We start from the raw sequence: 17,561 nt of genomic DNA on the forward strand, positions 1-17,561 counted from the left end.
ACCCCCAACCTTAGCGAGAAATTGCATGTTCAAGAAAAAACTCAACCTGGCAATGGTCCTGTTGCCTCTGGCATTATCCGCTTGTGTGAGTACCGACGGCCCCGGCCTGGGCGGTATGCTCTCCACGGGATCATCTCCAACTGCGGCATCCGGTGCAGCTGCAGGCAGCACCAGTGCAAATGCAAACTCCAAGCTGGAGCGTTGTGCTGCGCCCTTGGGCACGATTGCCGTGGATGATGGCCGTGACAAGGAATGGTTTGCCACCTTTGGTGCAGCAACCAAGGTCACCAGCATTGAGCCGCTGCTGCGCCTTGCAGTGCAACAATCCAACTGCTTTGTGATCACTGCGATCGGCAATAGCCGTACCGATAACCGCATTTCTGCGATTACAGATAAACAGCGCAATTCCGGTGAATTCCGTGCCGGTTCCAGGCAACAGAAAGGTCAACGAGTTGCTGCTGATTACTTTCTTGAACCAGCCATCATCATCGATAATGATTCCACCGGGAAAATTGCAGGTGCTCTCGGCAGCCTGATTGGCAACGGGGTTGGCAGGGTTGCTGGCTCTCTGGAATCCAAGGTATCCGTCGTCACATTAACACTGTACGACATTCGCTCTTCAGTCCAGATCGGCATCTCGGAAGGCAATGCAACAGCCACCAATTTTGGTGCAGCGCTCGGTGCATTTGGTGGTGGCGCAGCTGGCAGCCTGGGAGGCTTCTCCCGCACCCCTGAAGGCAAGGCAACCGTTGCTGCGTTCGTTGATTCCTACAACAACATGGTCGTATCCCTGCGCCATTACAAGGCGCAGGAAGTTGAAGGTGGTCTGGGCACGGGCGGCAAGCTGAAAGTGGGCAAGTAATTCACCTGCAACCATACCAAGGGAGAATACGTTAGGTATTCTCCCTTTGCATTTCCAGAATAGCCCCGTGCGCCTGCTGGTCGGCGTGATAGCTGCTGCGCACCATCGGGCCGCAGGCGGCCTGGGTGAATCCCATCGCCAGCGCCTGCTCTTCAAACCACTTGAAGCGATCCGGCGTCACAAAACGTAGCACCGGCAAATGATGCGCGCTGGGTTGCAGGTATTGTCCCAGGGTCAGCATATCCACGTTGTGCGCACGCAGGTCGCGCATCACGTCCAGAATCTCTTCATCCGTTTCACCCAAACCCAGCATCAGGCCCGACTTTGTCGGAATATGCGGGAAGCGCGTCTTGAAATCGGCCAGCAGTTTCAGCGAGTGCGCGTAATCGGCGCCGGGGCGGGCCTGCTTGTAAAGGCGCGGCACGGTTTCGAGATTATGATTCATCACGTCGGGCGGCGCTTCCGATAGCACTTCCAGCGCAGTATCGAGGCGGCCGCGGAAATCCGGTACCAGCACTTCGATCCTGAGGCTGGGCGAGTGCTCGCGTGAGGCGCGGATGCAATCGACAAAATGCTTCGCTCCACCGTCGCGCAGGTCGTCGCGATCGACGCTGGTGATGACGATGTATTTCAGGCGCATCTGGGCAATGGTCTGTGCCAGCTTTTGCGGCTCTTCCGCGTCTGGCGGCAGCGGCTTGCCGTGTGCAACATCGCAGAACGGGCAGCGCCGCGTGCAGACGTCACCCAGAATCATGAAGGTCGCCGTGCCACCGCTGAAGCATTCGCCGATATTGGGGCAGGAAGCTTCTTCGCATACCGTATGCAGGTTGTTATCGCGCAGGATCTGCTTGATTTCGCGGAAGCGCGCGCTGTCCGGCACCTTCATGCGTATCCATTCCGGCTTGCGCATGGCGGGCTGCGGCACGATTTTGATCGGGATGCGCGCTGTCTTGGCTGCGCCTTTTTCCTTGCGGAGGGTGCTTTCGCTCATGATTCCAGTTTATTTAGCTCAATTGATTTTGCAACAGCGCGATCAGGCGCTGCGCAAGCGTATCGCAGTCGACAGCAATGCCGAGGTTACGGGTTTGCGTCACCTGTAGTCCACGATAGCCGCAAGGGTCGATGGCCTTGAAAGGCGACAGATCCATGTCCACGTTCAGGCTCAGCCCATGATAGCAGCAGCCGTTCTTGAGGCGCAGGCCAAGTGAGGCGATCTTGCTGCCGTTCACATAGACGCCCGGCGCGTCGGGGCGGCCTTCCGCTGATACGCCATGCTCCGCCAGCAAGGTTATGATCGCGCCTTCCATGCGATCTACCAGTTGGCGCACTGTCAGACCTTGGCGCTTGATATCCAGCAACAGGTAAATAACGATCTGGCCGGGGCCGTGATAGGTGATCTTGCCGCCGCGGTCGGTGCGCACCAGCGGGATGTCGGCGCGCCACGGCATGCGCACGTCCTTGCGGTTGAGGCCCAGCGTGTAAACGGGCGGGTGCTCGGTCAGCCACAGTTCATCCGGCGAATCGGGCGTGCGCTGTGCGGTGTAAGCCTGCATCGCTTGCCACGTGGTTTCGTAGTCGGTATTACCCAGTCGCCGGACGAGCGCCGGTTTCGTAGCGCAGGCGTCCTCGCCTGCATCGCTTCGGTTGACCAGGGGAATGCAGGCGAGGACGCCTGCGCTAACGGCTTGCGGCATCGCTTACAGTACCACCTTGACCATTGGATGGCTGGTCAAGGCGCGGTAAAGGTTATCCAGTTGTTCTTTTGATGTTGCCGTGACAGTGCAGGTCAGGCTGATGTAGTTGCCGCCCGAGCTGGCGCGCATTTCCATGCGCGCTGCATCGAAGTCCGGAATATGGATGCTCACTACACGCCGGATTTCCTCGGCAAAGCCGTCCTGTGTCGCTCCCATCACCTTCAGCGGAAACTCGCAGGGGAATTCAAGCAAGGTGTCTTTATCGTTTTCTGCCATGTTTATTCCGGCGCGCGCATGACGCGCGCCTTGTAATCCTGATAGAGCGCATGCATGCGCCAGAACATCGGACCGGGTTTGCCGGAGGCTATGGGTTGGCCGTCCAGCGTGGTGATGGCCAGCACTTCCTTGGTCGAGGAGGTCAGCCACAACTCGTTGGCCTGACGAATGCGGGCCTGATCGAATTTTCCGACTTCCACGGGAATGCCATTGGCTACCGCAAGCTCCAGCACCAGGTCGTAGGTAATGCCCGGGAGCATGTGGTTGTCCTTGGGCGGCGCGAGGATGACGCCATTTTCCACCGCGAAGATATTGCTGGCCGAGCCTTCGGTCAGGGTACCGTCGCGGAACATCACGGTTTCCGTGGCGCCGGCATCGATTGCCAGCTGGCGCAGAAGCACATTGGGCAACAGCGAAATGGCCTTGATGTCGCAACGATCCCAGCGGTTATCGATGGCGGAAATCGCCGCAACACCGCTTTCGAAAAGCTCGCGCGGTGCGATGACGAGCGGGTTGCTCATCATGAATACCGTCGGTGCCGCGTCCTTGGGAAATGCATGGTCGCGCTTGGCGACGCCGCGGGTAATGTGCAGATAAACGTATTGGTCTTCGGGTTCGTTCCGGGCGATCAGCTCGCGGATAAGCCTGGACCACTCTTCATTATCGTAGGGGTTGTCGATGCGAACGCTATCCAGGCTGTGCTGCAAGCGCACCAGATGCTCGTCAAGGCGAAATGGCCGATGCGAATAGACCGGAATGACCTCGTAGATTCCGTCGCCGAAAATGAAACCCCGGTCGAGCACCGGCACGAACGCCTGCTCGATCGGGAGAAACTTTTCGTTGAGATAGACGATTTGAGACATCGTGTGAGCCTGGGATGCAGCAACGGCTCTTATTGAAGCATGAGCTTCAGGCTATCCCACAGGCGGCCGAAGATGCCGGCCACCGGCATCTCCTGCGAGGCGACCAGCGGACGCTCGAGTATCTGTTTGCCGTCCAGCGAGAAGCGGATCGCGCCGATTTCCTGGCGTGCGGCGACCGGAGCGATCAGCGGCTGCTTGCTGGCTACGCTGGCCCTCATGCGGGCAAGCTGGTTCTTGGGCAGGGTGACATAGAGATCGTCCGCCACCGTAGCGGCCAGTGTGTCATCGCGACCCTTCCAGACCTTGAGCTTGCTGACGGCCTGACCGCGTTTGTAGATTAAACGCGACTCAAAGAACTGAAAGCCGTAATTCAGCAGTTTCTGGCTTTCCACCGCACGCGCAGTATCCGACGGCGCGCCCAGCAGAATGGAAATCAGGCGCATATCGCCGCGTTTGGCGGAGGACACCAGGCAGTAACCCGCGCTGGAAGTATGGCCGGTTTTCATGCCGTCGACGAAAGGATCGACCCACAGCAGGCGATTGCGGTTGGCCTGCTTGATGTTGTTGAAGGTGTAATCCTTGAGCGAGTACAGGCGCTTGTATTGCTCGGGATAGTCGCGGACCAGTGCGGCTGCCAGGATAGCCAGATCGGAGGCCGTCGTGTAATGGTTGGGGTCGGGCAGGCCGGTGGAATTCACGAAATGCGTGCCCTTCATGCCAAGGCGCGCGGCTTCTTTGTTCATCAGGTCGGCAAAGGCTTCTTCGGAACTGGCGATGCCTTCAGCCAGCGCGACGCTGGCATCGTTGCCGGAGATGACGATCATGCCGTGCAGCAGCTGATCAACGGTGACGGGTTTGTTGGGTTCGATGAACATGCAGGAACCCGCGCCGCCGCCGCAACCCGCGCCGCCGCCCTTCCAGGCCTTCACGCTGACCGGCAATGTTTGTTCAAGCTGCAGATGGCCATTCTTCAGCGCCTTGAAGCTGAGATACGCCGTCATCAGCTTGGTCAGCGAAGCGGGGTCTACCCGTTCGTTGGCATTCTGCTGGGCCAGCACCGCGCGGCTGTTGAAATCCAGCAGCAAGTAGGCTTTGGCCGCCAGCGTCGGCGGTGGAGGAATATCGTCCAAAGCAAAGGCAATGGAGGATAGAAACAGTAATGGCAGAAGCAGGAGTCTCATGAGTTTCATTTGTTTGTCGTAACGAGGGTGGAAATTCCGAGCGTCTGGCGGATGTTGGAGGCGGCGCGCTCGGCTTCGTCGCGGCTGGCGTAGGGCCCCAGCCGGACACGGTAGATGCCGTTATTATACCAGTTCTCCATGGACACATCCTGAGCGAGGCCGTTCTGGCGCAAGCGCTCGTTCAACTGTTCCGCGTTTGCGCGCGACCGGAAGGCGCCTGCCTGGACATAATTGCCGGTGGCCGCAACCGGTGGTTTCGCCGAAGGTGTTTTTGCCGCCGCTGGGATGATGGCCTGCTCGGGCGGGCGTGTATCAATAGCCTCGACTTCCACAATGCCGCTGCCATTGCCGACGATCCCCAGCCGATGCGCCGCCGCATAGGAGAGATCGATCAGGCGTTCTTTACGGAAAGGGCCGCGATCATTGACGCGGACCACGACTGATTTTCCGTTGGCAGGGTTGGTGACGCGCACATAGCTGGGAATCGGCAGCGTGGGATGGGCCGCCGACATGCTGTACATATCGTAGATTTCGCCGGTGGAAGTCTTGTTGCCGTGATAGCGCTTGCCGTACCAGGAAGCCAGGCCGCGGGCCTTGTATGGCTGGTATTCGGTCATCGGCGAATAATTTTGTCCAAGCGCGACATAAGGGCGATTAAAGCGAGTCTGCAGGGGTTCGTATCTGGGGATGGCGTCCGGAATATCGTCGAGATTGGCCGGAGGATTATCTCCCGGGCCATCGTCCAGATAATAGCCGCCGCGGTTTGGGGCGGTCGCAGATTTGGAAGCGTCCGGTTTGGCAGCTTCCTGCTTGGGCGCGGATGCTTCCGGTTTGGTCGCGACGCCGCCGCCGCAACCGGCAAGCAGCAGAAGCGCCATGCAGATAAGGGTAATTTTCAGGTTCATCAACTCGTTACCAGTTTCTTGTGGGTTTGTATGCTCATCAAGATACCAAAGCCGATCATCAGCGTCACCAGCGAGGTTCCGCCGTAGCTGATCAGCGGCAAAGGCACCCCGACCACCGGCAGAATGCCGCTTACCATGCCCATGTTCACGAAAGCGTAGGTGAAGAAAGTCAGCGAGATGCTGCCTGCCAGCAGGCGGCAGAATGCATTCGGTCCATTTGCGGCGATCACCATGCCGCGCCCGATAATCACCGCGAACAGCAGCAACAGCAGCAGGTTGCCGACCAGTCCGAACTCTTCGCCGAACACGGCAAAAATAAAATCGGTATGCCGCTCAGGCAGAAAGTCGAGCTGCGATTGCGTGCCGTTCAGCCAGCCCTTGCCGGACAGGCCGCCCGAGCCCAGCGCAATCGTGGCCTGGATGGTATGGTAGCCGGCCCCCAGCGGATCCTGTGTCGGATCCAGCAGGATCTCGATACGCCGTCGCTGGTAGTCGTGCAGCATGTGCCACAAAAACGGCATCGCCGCTGCGCCCGCTACAGCCATTCCTATCATCAGGCGCCAGCTGAGGCCGGCCAGGAACAACACATAAAAGCCCGAGGCGCCGATCAGTATCGATGTACCCAGGTCCGGCTGTTTCACCACCAGGCCAACCGGTAACGCCAGCAAAATCGCGGCGATCACGTAATCCGAAAAGCGCAGCGAAGCATCGCGCCGGTCAAAATACCAGGCCAGCATCATCGGTACCGCGATTTTCATCAATTCGGACGGCTGGATACGCGCTACACCCAGATCCAGCCAACGTCGCGCGCCCTTGGAAATATCGCCGAAAAGAAACACGCCGATCAGCAGCACCATGCCCAGCAGGTAGAGCGGAACGGCTATTCGCTGCAAATGCTGCGGCGGAATGTTGGCGAAAATCCAGAGGGCGCCGAGCGCCACCAGGATATTGACCATTTGCGTGCTCATTCGATCCATGCTCTGACCGGATGCGCTGAACAGCACGATCAACGCGATGGTCAGCGTCAGCATCAAGATACCCAGCAGAAACTGGTCGAAATGCTTGCCCAGTTGTTTGAACAACATTCTAATCGTGAGCATCGGTTTCTTCCTCTGCTACCGGCGCGGCATTGGGGAGAGCCTCGGGCGGCGGTGCCGGAGGTTCCTTGCCGAGCAGATAGTAATCCATCACTTGGCGTGCGATGGGGCCGGCAGCCGAGCCACCGTGTCCGCCATTTTCCACGATTACGGCCAGCGCGATCTTGGGCGACTCGGCCGGTGCGTAGGCAATGAACAGGGCATGGTCGCGGTGACGCTCGGCAACGGCGCTCTCATTGTATTTTTCGTTCTGCTTGATGCCAATCACTTGTGCTGTCCCGGTTTTCGCGGCGATCAGGTAAGGTGCGCCGGCGCCTACGCTGGATGCGGTGCCGCCGGGTTGCGTTACATCCAGCATGCCCAGTTTTACCAGGTCGGTGTGTGCGGGGTCGAGCTTGATCCTGTCCAGGATTTCCGGTGCCATCGGACGCAACCCGCCCGTGCCGCCCGGTTGGACGCCGGCGACCAGCCGCGGCCGGTAAGCGATGCCGTTATTGGCAAGAATCGCCGTGGCCTGCGCCAGTTGCATCGGTGTGGTCAGGGTATAGCCCTGGCCGATGCCGACGATCAGCGTTTCGCCCGGATACCAGGGCTGCTTGAAGCGTTTCTGTTTCCAGGCGGGGGTCGGCAGCAGCCCACTCAGTTCGCCGGTCAGGTCGATGCCTGTTTTCTTGCCAAAGCTGAAATGCCCGATGAAACTGCTCATACGCTCGATGCCGAGCTCGTGCGCCAGGCCATAGAAAAAGGTATCGCACGATACTGTGATGGCCTTGCGCATGTCCACCGAGCCATGCCCGCCCGGCTTCCAGTCGCGGTAGCGATGGCTGCTGCCGGGTAATTTATAGAAACCGGGGTCGCTGATGCTGAACGGCGGTTCGCGAAGACCGGCTTCCAGCCCCGCCAGCGCGACAAAAGGCTTGAAGGTCGAGCCGGGCGGATAAATGCCGCGTAGCGGACGATTGATGAGCGGCTTGTCGAGCGATTCGTTGAGCGCTTTCCAGCTATCGGGGTCGATGCCGTTCACGAACAGGTTGGGATCGTAGGTGGGCATGCTGACATAAGCAAGTATTTGCCCATTGTTGGGGTCGAGCGCGACAAGCGCGCCGCGCCGAACGCCGAATGCCTTTTCCGCGATGTCTTGCAGTTTGCTGTCGATGGACAGCACCAGGTTATCGCCGGGCACCGGGGCCGAGCTTGAAAGAACGCGTACCGCATGGCCGTCGGCATCGGTCTCGACCTGCTGCGTGCCGGTAATGCCGTGCAGGGTGCGCTCGTAAAACTGCTCGACGCCCGACTTGCCGATGTGATCCGAGCCCAGGTAATTGGGGAATTCACCGTTTTTTTTCAGCGACCGCTGGTCGTTGTCGTTAATGCGGCCGATGTAACCGATGAGATGGGCACCCAGCGGGCCTTTCGGATAATGACGGAACAGGCGCGAGCGGATTTCCACGCCGGGAAAACGATATCGACTCACCGCAAAGCGAGCTGCCTCGGCTTCGGTGAGCTGCATGCGCAAGGGAATGCTTTCGAAACTGTGGCTTTGCTCGCGCAGTTTCTTGAAGCGCTTGCGATCGGAAGGGCTCACCTCCACCAGCACGGCAATGTCGTTGATGGTCTGTTCCAGATCCTTTACCTTGGCCGGCGTGATTTCCAGCGTATAGGCGAAAAAATTATGCGCCAGTACAGCCCCGTTGCGATCCATGATCACGCCGCGCGTCGGCGCGATCGGCACCAGCGAAATGCGGTTATTTTCCGCCAGCGTGTGGTAATAATCGTAGCGCAGGAACTGGAGATGGAAAAACCGTGTGGCGAGAATGCCGAAGCAGATCAGCATGACGACACCCGCCACCCCCAGGCGCAGGCGGAAAAAATGCTGCTCTTGCCGGTGATTTCTCAGCTCGAATCGCGAATTCATGCGGTTTGGGCCGAGATCAAGATGCGTTTTTGGCGTCGGGGTCGATGACGCGCGAGAACACCAGCAATTGCCAGAGCAGCACACCGCTCAGGCTGGACAGGAAATAGCACCATCCCGGCAGAGCATTGCCGGCCATCAGCTTGATGACCAGCAGGACGATCTGCGACACGAGCAGCAACAGCATTACATAGCCGACTTGCTGCCAGGCGCTGAACAAGACCAGTCGACGCTGGTAATAAATGGCAAAAAACGCGGTCACGCTGTAGGCGAGCGCGTACTGCCCGAAGAGGCTGCCGCTGGCGATATCGAGCCACAAGCCCATCATCCAGGCGGTGCCGACATTGCAAAGGTGCGGCGCGCGCAGCATCCAGTAAAGCAACACCAGAAGCACGAAATCCGGCCGCAGCAGCAGCCCGAAGCCTGCCCATGGCAGCAGGTAGAGCATGTAGGCCGCAAACAGCGTGAGATAGATGAGCTTAAGGCTTACGGGGCGCATTGCGGGGGCTCTTCTTGGATGGCTTGGCGGAAGGCTTTTCCGGTTCCGGCAGCGGAGGCACGTTTTCCGCGGCCGGGATCAGCAGCACTTGGCGATGCGTCTTGATGCCGGCAATGGGCACGCAGGCAATGCGGGCAAACGGTGCATATGTCTTGCGGTCGATCTGCACGACCTTGCCCACGGCGAGACCGGCCGGATAAACGCCATCGATACCGGAAGTGACCAGCCGGTCGCCGACCTGAATGTCGACGTTCACCGGCAGGTAAGGCAGGTCGATCGCCGAATTGCGGCTGTTGCCGAAAGCAATGGCGCGCAGGCCGCTGCGCTCGATTTGCACTGGAACGGCCAGATCCTTGTCGGTGACCAGCGTGACTTCGCTGCTGAGGGGATAGATCTGGGTGACTTGACCGACTACGCCCAGTTCGTCGATTACTGCCTGGCCGGAAGTGATGCCGTGACGTGCGCCGAGGTTGACGATGACCTTCTGGCTGAAGGGGTCGCGTCCGCTGTGTACGATTTCACCGAGGCGCGCCGGCTGGGGCATTGCGGGCAGTGCAGAAAGCATGTTGCGCAGATGCGCATTCTCGGCTTGCAGGGTGCGGAAACGTTGCAGATCGGCGCTGTCCAGCAGCGCGCGCTGGCGCAGTTGGCGATTTTCGTGGACCAGATTGGTCTGCGTGGTGATGTACTCGTTGACGTAAAGAAATGCATTTACCGGCGCGCGCACCGCCACTTCGAGCGGGTGCAGCACGACCGACACGCCTTGCCGGATTTCGGTGAGGTAATGCAGCCGCGCATCGACCGCCATGAGGACAATCGACACGGCAGCGAAAAACGTCAGCCGCGCGAGCGGGCTTGGGCCGCGGACGAAAAACGCCGGCGGGTGCTGGTGATCCATCGTGGACGGCACGTGCAGCCGCCCTTACGAAATATCATTCATTGGCAAACACGTTGCCCAGTTTGTCCATCTCTTCCAGCGCACGACCGCTGCCGCGGGCGACACAGGTGAGCGGGTCTTCCGCCACGATTACCGGCAGGCCGGTTTCTTCCATCAGCAGGCGATCCAGGTCGCGCAGCAATGCACCGCCGCCAGTCAGCACCATGCCCTTTTCGGCGATGTCGGCACCCAGTTCCGGCGGGGTTTGCTCCAGTGCGGACTTGACCGCGCCGACGATGGCGTTGAGCGGTTCGGTCAGTGCTTCGAGGATTTCATTGCTGGAGATGGTGAACTTGCGCGGCAGGCCTTCGGCGAGGTTGCGGCCGGTGATTTCGAGTTCGAGCACTTCGGAGCCGGGGAATGCGGAGCCGATCTTTTTCTTGATCAGTTCTGCGGTCGGTTCGGAAATCTGCATGCCGTAGTTGCGGCGGATGTAGTCGATGATGGCCTGGTCGAATTTGTCGCCGCCGACGCGTTCGGATTTGGCGTACACGATGCCGCCCAGCGAGATCACGCCCACTTCGGTGGTGCCGCCGCCGACGTCGACAACCATGGAGCCGGTCGCATCAGCAACCGGCAGGTCGGCGCCGATCGCGGCTGCCATCGGCTCTTCGATCAAATACACCTGGCGCGCGCCGGCACCGATGGCCGATTCGCGGATCGCGCGGCGTTCGACCTGGGTGGAGCCGACCGGTACGCAAATAATGATGCGCGGGTTCGGCGAGAACAGGCGCGACTCGTGAATCTTGCGGATGAAATACTTGAGCATCTGCTCGGTGATCGTGAAGTCGGCGATCACGCCGTCCTTCATCGGGCGAATCGCCGAAATGTTGCCGGGCGCACGGCCCAGCATGCGCTTTGCTTCGATGCCGACTGCAAGTATCGTTTTCTTGACGGTGGGGCCGCCTTCGTGACGGATGGCGACGACAGATGGCTCATCCAGCACGATACCCTTGCCCCGCACATAAATCAGCGTGTTGGCGGTACCGAGGTCGATGGCGAGATCATTCGAAAAATAACTGTTTAGAAAACCGAACATTATGTGCGTATCCCAAGCATGTCGCCGCACACGGAATATGTGCGGCTGAAGGTGCAATGTAAATCACGTTATAATACCGTATATCGCTTTGAAATTTAAGATTTGCAAAAGGCTACGTCCCAAAATGTCGCTTGATCTCTCCGATGTAAAACGTATTGCGCATCTGGCGCGCATCGAAATCGACGATGCCGGCGCCGAAACTGCGTTGCACCAGCTTTCCGGCATTCTCGGCCTGATCGAGGAAATGCAGGCGGTCAACACCGACGGCATCGCGCCGATGTCGCACTCACAGGATGTGACACAGCGCTTGCGTGAAGACGTCGTCAGCGAAACCAATCAACGCGAACTGTTCCAATCCATCGCGCCTGCCGTCGAAAACGGCCTGTACCTCGTTCCCAAAGTCATCGAATAACAAGCCCATGATCAACAGCAGCCTCAAAGAGCTGGCGACCCTGCTCGCCGGCAAGAAAATCTCCAGCCTGGAACTCACGCGCGAATTCCTGGCGCGCATCGGCCGTTTCAACCCGAAGATCAACGCCTACGTGACGCTGGATGAGGAAAAGACCCTGGCTCAGGCGCATGCCGCCGACGCACGCATCGGCCGCGGCGAAGCCGGTCCGCTGACCGGCATTCCCATTGCGCAGAAAGACATCTTCTGTGCCAAGGGCTGGACCACGACCTGCGGCTCGAAAATGCTGGAAAACTTCGTCGCGCCCTACGATGCGCACATCATCGAGCAGTTTGACCGTGCCGGTGCGGTGAATCTGGGCAAGACCAACATGGACGAATTCGCGATGGGATCAAGCAATGAGACCTCCTATTTCGGCCAGGTAAAGAACCCGTGGGACAAGAATCGCGTGCCGGGCGGGAGCTCGGGCGGCTCTGCGGCGGCCGTGGCTGCACGTATGTGCGCCGCCGCGACCGGCACGGATACCGGCGGCTCGATCCGTCAGCCCGCCTCGCTGTGCGGCCTGTCCGGGCTCAAGCCGACTTACGGCGTGTGTTCGCGCTATGGCATGATCGCTTTCGCTTCCAGCCTCGATCAGGCTGGCCCAATGGCCAAGTCGTCCGAGGACCTGGCGCTGATGATGAACGTGATGGCCGGTTTCGATCCGCGCGACTCCACCAGCCTGCAGCGCGACAAGGAAGACTACACTCGGAGCCTGAACAAGCCGCTGGCGGGTCTACGCATCGGCTTGCCCAAGGAATATTTCGCCGACGGCCTGGATGCCGGCGTGGCAAAAGTCGTGGAAGATGCGATCGCCGAATATCGCAAGCTGGGCGCTGAGACCGTCGAAGTCAGCCTGCCCAACACGCGCCTGTCGATTCCCGTGTACTACGTGCTGGCCCCGGCGGAAGCTTCCAGCAACCTCGCGCGTTTCGACGGCGTGCGTTACGGCTATCGTGCGCCGGAATACACCGATCTGCTCGACATGTACTGCAAGACGCGCGCGCAGGGTTTCGGCGAAGAAGTGAAACGTCGCATCATGATCGGCACTTATGTATTGAGCGCCGGTTACTACGATGCCTATTACCTCAAGGCGCAGAAGATTCGCCGTTTGATCGCGCAGGATTTCACCGAAGCCTTCAAGCAGTGCGATGTCATCATGGGCCCGGCTGCGCCCGGTACCGCGTTCAAGGTCGGCGAAAAGACCGCCGATCCGGTGTCGATGTATCTTGAAGATCTATACACTATCGCCGTCAATCTGGCCGGTCTGCCGGGCATGTCGATTCCGGCTGGCTTCTCTCATGGCTTGCCGGTCGGCTTGCAGATTATCGGCAACTACTTTGACGAGGCGCGCATGCTCGGCGTCGGACATCAATATCAACAAGCTACCGACTGGCATAAGCGTATGCCGGAGGGAATGTAATCATGCAGTGGGAAGTCGTTATCGGGCTGGAAACACATACCCAGCTTCAAACCAATACCAAGATTTTTTCGGGTGCCTCCACCGCGTTTGGTGCGGAGCCGAATACCCAGGCCTGCGTCGTGAGCATCGCCCTGCCCGGCGTGCTGCCGGTGCTGAACAAGGAAGCCGTGCGCTGCGCGATCAAATTCGGCCTGGCGATTGATGCCGAAATTGCGCCGCGCTCGGTGTTCGCGCGCAAAAATTACTTTTATCCCGACCTGCCCAAAGGCTATCAGATCAGCCAATACGAGCTGCCGATTGTCGGCAAGGGGCGTCTGACCATCCAGGTTGGCGATGAAGAGAAGGTCATCAATATCACCCGCGCCCACCTGGAAGAAGACGCCGGCAAGTCCGTGCACGAAGATTTCCACGGCATGACCGGGATCGACCTAAATCGCGCGGGAACGCCACTGCTGGAAATCGTGACCGAGCCGGATATGCGGTCTGCTGCCGAAGCGGTGGCTTATGCGAAGAAACTGCACGAACTGGTGCAGTGGATCGGCATCTGCGACGGCAATATGCAGGAAGGCTCCTTCCGTTGCGACGTCAACGTGTCGGTACGCCCCAAGGGTTCCGACAAGCTGGGCACGCGGCGCGAGATCAAGAATCTCAATTCCTTCCGCTTCATGCAGCAGGCCATCGAATACGAAACCCGCTGGCAGATCGAGACGCTGGAAGACGGCGGCACCATCCAGCAGGCGACCGTGCTGTTCGACCCGGACACCGGCGAGACGCGCGCGATGCGCAGCAAGGAAGAGGCCAACGATTACCGCTATTTCCCGGACCCGGACCTCTTGCCACTGGAAGTGACGGCGGACGATATCGCCAAGGTCAAGGCCACGATGCCCGAACTGCCGGAAGCGATGAAGGCGCGTTTCGAGCAGGAATACGGACTCTCCGCATACGATGCCAGCACGATCACCGCTTCGCGTTCGATGGCGGATTATTTCGTTGCTGCCGCTGCCGATTTCGGCGGCGAGGCGAAACTGGTCGCCAACTGGGTAATGGGCACGGTGGCCGCCAAACTGAACGAAGAAGGCCGCGAAATTGCAGTGTCGCCGGTTACTCCGGTACAACTGGCCGGCTTGCTGAAGCGCATACAGGACGGCACCATTTCCGGCAAGATCGCCAAGGATGTGTTCGCCGCGATGTGGGCGGGTGAAGGCAATGCCGACACAATCATTGAAAAACAGGGCCTGAAGCAGGTCTCCGATTCCGGCGCCATCGAAAAAATCGTTGATGAAGTGCTGGCCGCGAACGCTGCGATGGTTGCGGAATACAAGGCCGGTAAGGAAAAAGCTTTCAATGGCCTGGTCGGCCAGTGCATGAAGGCCAGCAAAGGCAAGGCCAATCCGGCGCAGGTCAACGAAATCCTGAAGCAAAAACTGGCTTGAGTCTGTTTTGCCGGGCTCGGGCAGGGCGGGTTATATGCTCTCCTTTAGCCGCGTAATCTCGCGCCATTGCGCCAGTCGCGCGGTTAAAGGAATCGTCGCATTTGCCGGGCTGGTCGAGGGGAGTCTGATCAGTTCGATGGGTGGCAGATGCGCCAAGGTCGGCAAGGCGTAGCGGCGGAAGGCTTGTTCCGCTTTGGCGCCGTTGAAAAAAACATGTCTGATTTGCGTGTGCCGCGCAAAGAAGCCGGCGAAATCGTTGGCAATAATTGACGCTTCAATAATGTCTGAATCCAGCGCACTTTCGCGGAAGCATTCTTTCAGTACATCCCATAGCGCAACCCCTTCCATCTGCAACACCTCCAGCCTTTTGCCGTAAGATAACTCCAGGCCTGCCCCAAACAGTTCTCCCATGATCGGCCAGAACAGATTGCGCGGATGGGCGTAATACTGGTTGGCCGCGAGCGAGGCCTTGCCCGGCATGGAGCCGAGGATGAGCAATCGGGCATCGGGCGCGGCAACCGGCGGGAAACTGCAGACGATCATGATTTCATGGCGTTAAAAAGGCGATGCCGCGCGTGCAGCATCGCCCGGGATTTTTTGTGGCGGCGAATCAGTCCGGCATCTCACCCAGCGCGGATTGCTGGTAGTTTTGCAGGCCCAGGCGTTCGATCAGGCCTATTTGCGTCTCCAGATAATCGATATGATCTTCGGTATCGTCCAGAATTTCGGTGAGGATGTCGCGCGAGACATAATCCTTCACCGATTCGCAGTAATGAATGGCGTCGATGTAATGTACCCGTCCGCCGATTTCCAGGTCGAGGTCGCATTTCATGCATTCTGGCACGTTCTCGCCTATCAGCAGCTTGTTGAGGTCTTGCAGGTTGGGCAGGCCATCGAGGAACAGAATGCGCTCGATCAGTTTGTCCGCGTGCTTCATTTCTTCGATGGATTCTTCGTAAACTTTCTTGGCCAGCGCCATCAGGCCCCAATTCTTGTACATGCGCGCATGCAGGAAGTACTGGTTGATCGCCGTGAGTTCGAGGGTGAGCGCCTTGTTCAGGTGCTGGATGACTTTCTTGTCACCTTTCATGATGTGCCTCCGCAAATTGGGTATTAAACCCTCAGGATAGACCTGCTGGCCAGGGGAGGCAATAGCCGCAGAGGCTGGGAAAGTTTAGCCGTAAGCGACGGCGTTGTCGGAGGGCGATTGAACGCTGGTTTGCTGTTGACCGCGCAGAATGCCGAGCGCGCATTGTGAGCAGCGGCCGCACTCGGAAGCGACGCCAAGGCGTTGACGCAGTTCGCGCATCGAGCACGCGCCGTCGCAGATCGCATCGCGAATCTGGCTATCGGTTACAGCACGGCAAACGCAAACGTACATACATGCACCTTGAATGAGTGAAGCTCAAGGTGCATTTTATCTAAATGAGAATCGTTGTCAATACTATTTGCAAATCCGCGCGCAGCCAGTTACGGCGGATTTTTCAGATAACGCCGAATTCCGTTCGGTACCGCTCCACGGCCGGTTTGTAGGTTTGAAGTTCCGGCGCACCCTCCAGATAACGGATCAGGTCTGCCAGGCTGGCAATGCTGATGACCGGGATACCGTTGTCGCGCTGCACCTCCTGAACCGCGGAAAGCTCGCCCAGGCCGCGCTCCTGCCGGTCAATGGCGATGGCGACGCCGCATGGCGTGGCGCCTTGGCTGCGGATGATGTCCACGGATTCGCGCACGGATGTGCCGGCGGAAATCACGTCGTCCACAATCAATACATTGCCGGCCAATGGCGCGCCGACGATGGTGCCACCTTCGCCGTGATCCTTGGCTTCCTTGCGGTTGTAGGCGTAAGGAACGTTATGGCCTTGGCGCGCCAGCGCAATCGCAATACTTGCGGCGAGCGTGATGCCCTTGTAGGCGGGGCCGAACAGCATGTCGAAGCGGATGCCGGATTTCAGGATCGCGGCTGCGTAGAATTCGCCCAGCTTCATCAGGCTCTCGCCGTCGTTGAACAGGCCGGCGTTGAAAAAATACGGGCTCAGGCGGCCGGCCTTGGTCTTGAATTCGCCGAAACGCAAGACCTGCTTTTGGATCGCGAATTGGATAAACTGCTGGGTGAAATCTGACATTGGATTGATACCGAGAAAAACAAATTGCTGCGAATTATATCGTTAAACCTCAATGGCATCCGATCCGCCACTACCAAGGGTCTCTTTCCCTGGCTGGAAAAGCAGGATGCCGACATCATCTGCATGCAGGAACTGAAAGCGCAGGCGCCGGACATGACGCGCGAAATGCTGCAGCCGGACGGCCTCTATGGCTATTTCCACTATGCCGAGAAAAAAGGCTACAGCGGCGTGGGCATTTATTCGAAACGCCAACCAGATGCCATTATCGAGGGCCTCGGCATGCCGGACATCGACGCCGAGGGACGCTACATTGAAGCGCAGTACGGCAATCTGTCCGTGGTATCGCTGTATCTGCCTTCCGGTTCCAGCGGCGAAGAGCGGCAGACGGTGAAGTTCAGTGTGATGGAGCGCTTCCTGCCGCGCCTCATGGAACTCAAGGCGAGTGGGCGCGAGGTGGTCATCTGCGGTGACTGGAACATCGCACACTGCGAAATTGACCTCAAGAACTGGCGCGGCAACCGCAAAAACTCCGGTTTTCTGCCCGAAGAGCGGGCCTGGATGACGAGAATTTTCAGCGAACTGGGTTGGATCGACGTCTATCGCCGTCTCCACCCCGACACCACCGACGAGTGCTATACCTGGTGGAGCAACCGCGGGCAGGCGTGGGCGAAAAACGTAGGCTGGCGCATCGATTACCAGGTCGCCACGCCGACTATCGCGGGCAAGGCGGTTTCAACCAGCATCTACAAAACCGAGCGTTTCAGCGATCACGCGCCGCTTATCGTCGATTACGACCTGTAATCGGAGATAACTGCCCGGAAACATTCACTATTTGATATGCTGTGAGCAGGCAATCATGGCGACGT

General features: G+C 58.9%; 20 protein-coding genes. 5 read left to right on the forward strand and 15 right to left on the reverse strand.

The genetic code is table 11. From position 1 onward, the window contains the following. Window positions 1–25: 25 nt before the first annotated feature. Window positions 26–862, forward strand: a complete 837-nt coding sequence (locus tag A7976_RS07545) for a hypothetical protein (protein ID WP_082878038.1) — start codon at window positions 26–28, stop codon at window positions 860–862. Window positions 863–893: 31 nt separating this feature from the next. On the opposite strand, the gene lipA is transcribed toward A7976_RS07545, so the two are convergent. Genes lipA through A7976_RS07600 form a run of 11 tightly spaced genes read right to left on the reverse strand, consistent with a single transcriptional unit; the run spans window position 894 to window position 11,265 of the window. Next, window positions 894–1,853, reverse strand: coding sequence for a lipoyl synthase (gene lipA / locus A7976_RS07550; RefSeq protein WP_067109599.1), 960 nt, complete (start codon window positions 1,851–1,853; stop codon window positions 894–896). Between the two features lie 13 nt (window positions 1,854–1,866). Then, window positions 1,867–2,556, reverse strand: a complete 690-nt coding sequence (gene lipB / locus A7976_RS07555) for a lipoyl(octanoyl) transferase LipB (protein WP_082878039.1) — start codon at window positions 2,554–2,556, stop codon at window positions 1,867–1,869. A 3-nt stretch (window positions 2,557–2,559) separates the two neighbouring features. Beyond that, window positions 2,560–2,832, reverse strand: coding sequence for a YbeD family protein (locus A7976_RS07560; RefSeq protein WP_067109602.1), 273 nt, complete (start codon window positions 2,830–2,832; stop codon window positions 2,560–2,562). 2 nt (window positions 2,833–2,834) lie between these two features. After that, window positions 2,835–3,695: a D-amino acid aminotransferase gene (locus tag A7976_RS07565; RefSeq protein ID WP_067109605.1), complete on the reverse strand. Its 861-nt coding sequence runs from the start codon at window positions 3,693–3,695 to the stop codon at window positions 2,835–2,837. A 29-nt stretch (window positions 3,696–3,724) separates the two neighbouring features. Continuing rightward, window positions 3,725–4,876, reverse strand: coding sequence for a D-alanyl-D-alanine carboxypeptidase family protein (locus A7976_RS07570; RefSeq protein WP_088178401.1), 1,152 nt, complete (start codon window positions 4,874–4,876; stop codon window positions 3,725–3,727). A 5-nt stretch (window positions 4,877–4,881) separates the two neighbouring features. After that, window positions 4,882–5,781, reverse strand: coding sequence for a septal ring lytic transglycosylase RlpA family protein (locus tag A7976_RS07575; protein ID WP_067109609.1), 900 nt, complete (start codon window positions 5,779–5,781; stop codon window positions 4,882–4,884). After that, entirely contained in the window at window positions 5,781–6,881 is a 1,101-nt protein-coding gene (gene rodA, locus A7976_RS07580) for a rod shape-determining protein RodA (RefSeq protein ID WP_067109611.1), read from the reverse strand. Before rodA ends, A7976_RS07575 begins: the two co-directional genes overlap by 1 nt. Then, on the reverse strand, window positions 6,868–8,793 hold the full coding sequence (gene mrdA, locus A7976_RS07585) for a penicillin-binding protein 2 (protein WP_067109614.1): 1,926 nt from the start codon (window positions 8,791–8,793) through the stop codon (window positions 6,868–6,870). The genes rodA and mrdA overlap by 14 nt, the downstream gene beginning before the upstream one ends. 16 nt (window positions 8,794–8,809) lie before the next feature. Further along, on the reverse strand, window positions 8,810–9,289 hold the full coding sequence (gene mreD / locus A7976_RS07590) for a rod shape-determining protein MreD (RefSeq protein ID WP_067109617.1): 480 nt from the start codon (window positions 9,287–9,289) through the stop codon (window positions 8,810–8,812). Continuing rightward, on the reverse strand, window positions 9,270–10,199 hold the full coding sequence (mreC, locus tag A7976_RS07595; protein WP_067109620.1) for a rod shape-determining protein MreC: 930 nt from the start codon (window positions 10,197–10,199) through the stop codon (window positions 9,270–9,272). Before mreC ends, mreD begins: the two co-directional genes overlap by 20 nt. A 22-nt stretch (window positions 10,200–10,221) precedes the next feature. After that, window positions 10,222–11,265, reverse strand: a complete 1,044-nt coding sequence (locus A7976_RS07600; protein WP_067109624.1) for a rod shape-determining protein — start codon at window positions 11,263–11,265, stop codon at window positions 10,222–10,224. A gap of 124 nt (window positions 11,266–11,389) precedes the next feature. Between A7976_RS07600 and gatC the strand changes: the two genes are divergently transcribed. Genes gatC through gatB form a run of 3 tightly spaced genes read left to right on the forward strand, consistent with a single transcriptional unit; the run spans window position 11,390 to window position 14,569 of the window. After that, window positions 11,390–11,677: an Asp-tRNA(Asn)/Glu-tRNA(Gln) amidotransferase subunit GatC gene (gatC, locus tag A7976_RS07605; RefSeq protein WP_067109626.1), complete on the forward strand. Its 288-nt coding sequence runs from the start codon at window positions 11,390–11,392 to the stop codon at window positions 11,675–11,677. Between the two features lie 7 nt (window positions 11,678–11,684). Next, on the forward strand, window positions 11,685–13,136 hold the full coding sequence (gene gatA, locus A7976_RS07610) for an Asp-tRNA(Asn)/Glu-tRNA(Gln) amidotransferase subunit GatA (RefSeq protein ID WP_067109629.1): 1,452 nt from the start codon (window positions 11,685–11,687) through the stop codon (window positions 13,134–13,136). 2 nt (window positions 13,137–13,138) lie between these two features. After that, complete coding sequence (gene gatB / locus A7976_RS07615; RefSeq protein ID WP_067109632.1) at window positions 13,139–14,569, forward strand: Asp-tRNA(Asn)/Glu-tRNA(Gln) amidotransferase subunit GatB; 1,431 nt, start codon at window positions 13,139–13,141, stop codon at window positions 14,567–14,569. A gap of 30 nt (window positions 14,570–14,599) precedes the next feature. Here gatB and A7976_RS07620 read toward each other — a convergent pair whose 3' ends face one another. The 4 genes from A7976_RS07620 to pyrE all read right to left on the reverse strand — a co-directional run bounded on the left by A7976_RS07620 (window position 14,600) and on the right by pyrE (window position 16,695). After that, window positions 14,600–15,112: a DNA-deoxyinosine glycosylase gene (locus A7976_RS07620; RefSeq protein WP_067109635.1), complete on the reverse strand. Its 513-nt coding sequence runs from the start codon at window positions 15,110–15,112 to the stop codon at window positions 14,600–14,602. Between the two features lie 67 nt (window positions 15,113–15,179). Then, complete coding sequence (gene bfr / locus A7976_RS07625; RefSeq protein WP_067109638.1) at window positions 15,180–15,659, reverse strand: bacterioferritin; 480 nt, start codon at window positions 15,657–15,659, stop codon at window positions 15,180–15,182. Window positions 15,660–15,743: 84 nt separating this feature from the next. Next, entirely contained in the window at window positions 15,744–15,950 is a 207-nt protein-coding gene (locus A7976_RS07630; protein ID WP_067109640.1) for a (2Fe-2S)-binding protein, read from the reverse strand. A 103-nt stretch (window positions 15,951–16,053) separates the two neighbouring features. Continuing rightward, window positions 16,054–16,695: an orotate phosphoribosyltransferase gene (gene pyrE, locus A7976_RS07635; protein WP_067109643.1), complete on the reverse strand. Its 642-nt coding sequence runs from the start codon at window positions 16,693–16,695 to the stop codon at window positions 16,054–16,056. 27 nt (window positions 16,696–16,722) lie between these two features. Here pyrE and A7976_RS07640 point away from each other — a divergent pair, with 27 nt between their 5' ends. Beyond that, window positions 16,723–17,496 (forward strand): exodeoxyribonuclease III, encoded by a 774-nt coding sequence (locus A7976_RS07640; RefSeq protein ID WP_067110228.1) that lies wholly within the window; start codon window positions 16,723–16,725, stop codon window positions 17,494–17,496. The last annotated feature ends 65 nt before the right edge of the window (window positions 17,497–17,561 follow it).

The organism is Methylobacillus sp. MM3, assembly GCF_001645185.1.
In the GTDB taxonomy this organism is placed as follows: Bacteria; Pseudomonadota; Gammaproteobacteria; order Burkholderiales; family Methylophilaceae; genus MM2.

Coding starts and splice junctions, on each gene's coding strand:
- A7976_RS07545 (WP_082878038.1), top strand. CDS start 26: ATGTTCAAGAAAAAACTCAACCTGGCAATGGTCCTGTTGCCTCTGGCA.
- lipA (WP_067109599.1), bottom strand. CDS start 1,853: ATGAGCGAAAGCACCCTCCGCAAGGAAAAAGGCGCAGCCAAGACAGCG.
- lipB (WP_082878039.1), bottom strand. CDS start 2,556: ATGCCGCAAGCCGTTAGCGCAGGCGTCCTCGCCTGCATTCCCCTGGTC.
- A7976_RS07560 (WP_067109602.1), bottom strand. CDS start 2,832: ATGGCAGAAAACGATAAAGACACCTTGCTTGAATTCCCCTGCGAGTTT.
- A7976_RS07565 (WP_067109605.1), bottom strand. CDS start 3,695: ATGTCTCAAATCGTCTATCTCAACGAAAAGTTTCTCCCGATCGAGCAG.
- A7976_RS07570 (WP_088178401.1), bottom strand. CDS start 4,876: ATGAGACTCCTGCTTCTGCCATTACTGTTTCTATCCTCCATTGCCTTT.
- A7976_RS07575 (WP_067109609.1), bottom strand. CDS start 5,781: ATGAACCTGAAAATTACCCTTATCTGCATGGCGCTTCTGCTGCTTGCC.
- rodA (WP_067109611.1), bottom strand. CDS start 6,881: ATGCTCACGATTAGAATGTTGTTCAAACAACTGGGCAAGCATTTCGAC.
- mrdA (WP_067109614.1), bottom strand. CDS start 8,793: ATGAATTCGCGATTCGAGCTGAGAAATCACCGGCAAGAGCAGCATTTT.
- mreD (WP_067109617.1), bottom strand. CDS start 9,289: ATGCGCCCCGTAAGCCTTAAGCTCATCTATCTCACGCTGTTTGCGGCC.
- A7976_RS07600 (WP_067109624.1), bottom strand. CDS start 11,265: ATGTTCGGTTTTCTAAACAGTTATTTTTCGAATGATCTCGCCATCGAC.
- gatC (WP_067109626.1), top strand. CDS start 11,390: ATGTCGCTTGATCTCTCCGATGTAAAACGTATTGCGCATCTGGCGCGC.
- gatA (WP_067109629.1), top strand. CDS start 11,685: ATGATCAACAGCAGCCTCAAAGAGCTGGCGACCCTGCTCGCCGGCAAG.
- gatB (WP_067109632.1), top strand. CDS start 13,139: ATGCAGTGGGAAGTCGTTATCGGGCTGGAAACACATACCCAGCTTCAA.
- A7976_RS07620 (WP_067109635.1), bottom strand. CDS start 15,112: ATGATCGTCTGCAGTTTCCCGCCGGTTGCCGCGCCCGATGCCCGATTG.
- bfr (WP_067109638.1), bottom strand. CDS start 15,659: ATGAAAGGTGACAAGAAAGTCATCCAGCACCTGAACAAGGCGCTCACC.
- A7976_RS07630 (WP_067109640.1), bottom strand. CDS start 15,950: ATGTACGTTTGCGTTTGCCGTGCTGTAACCGATAGCCAGATTCGCGAT.
- pyrE (WP_067109643.1), bottom strand. CDS start 16,695: ATGTCAGATTTCACCCAGCAGTTTATCCAATTCGCGATCCAAAAGCAG.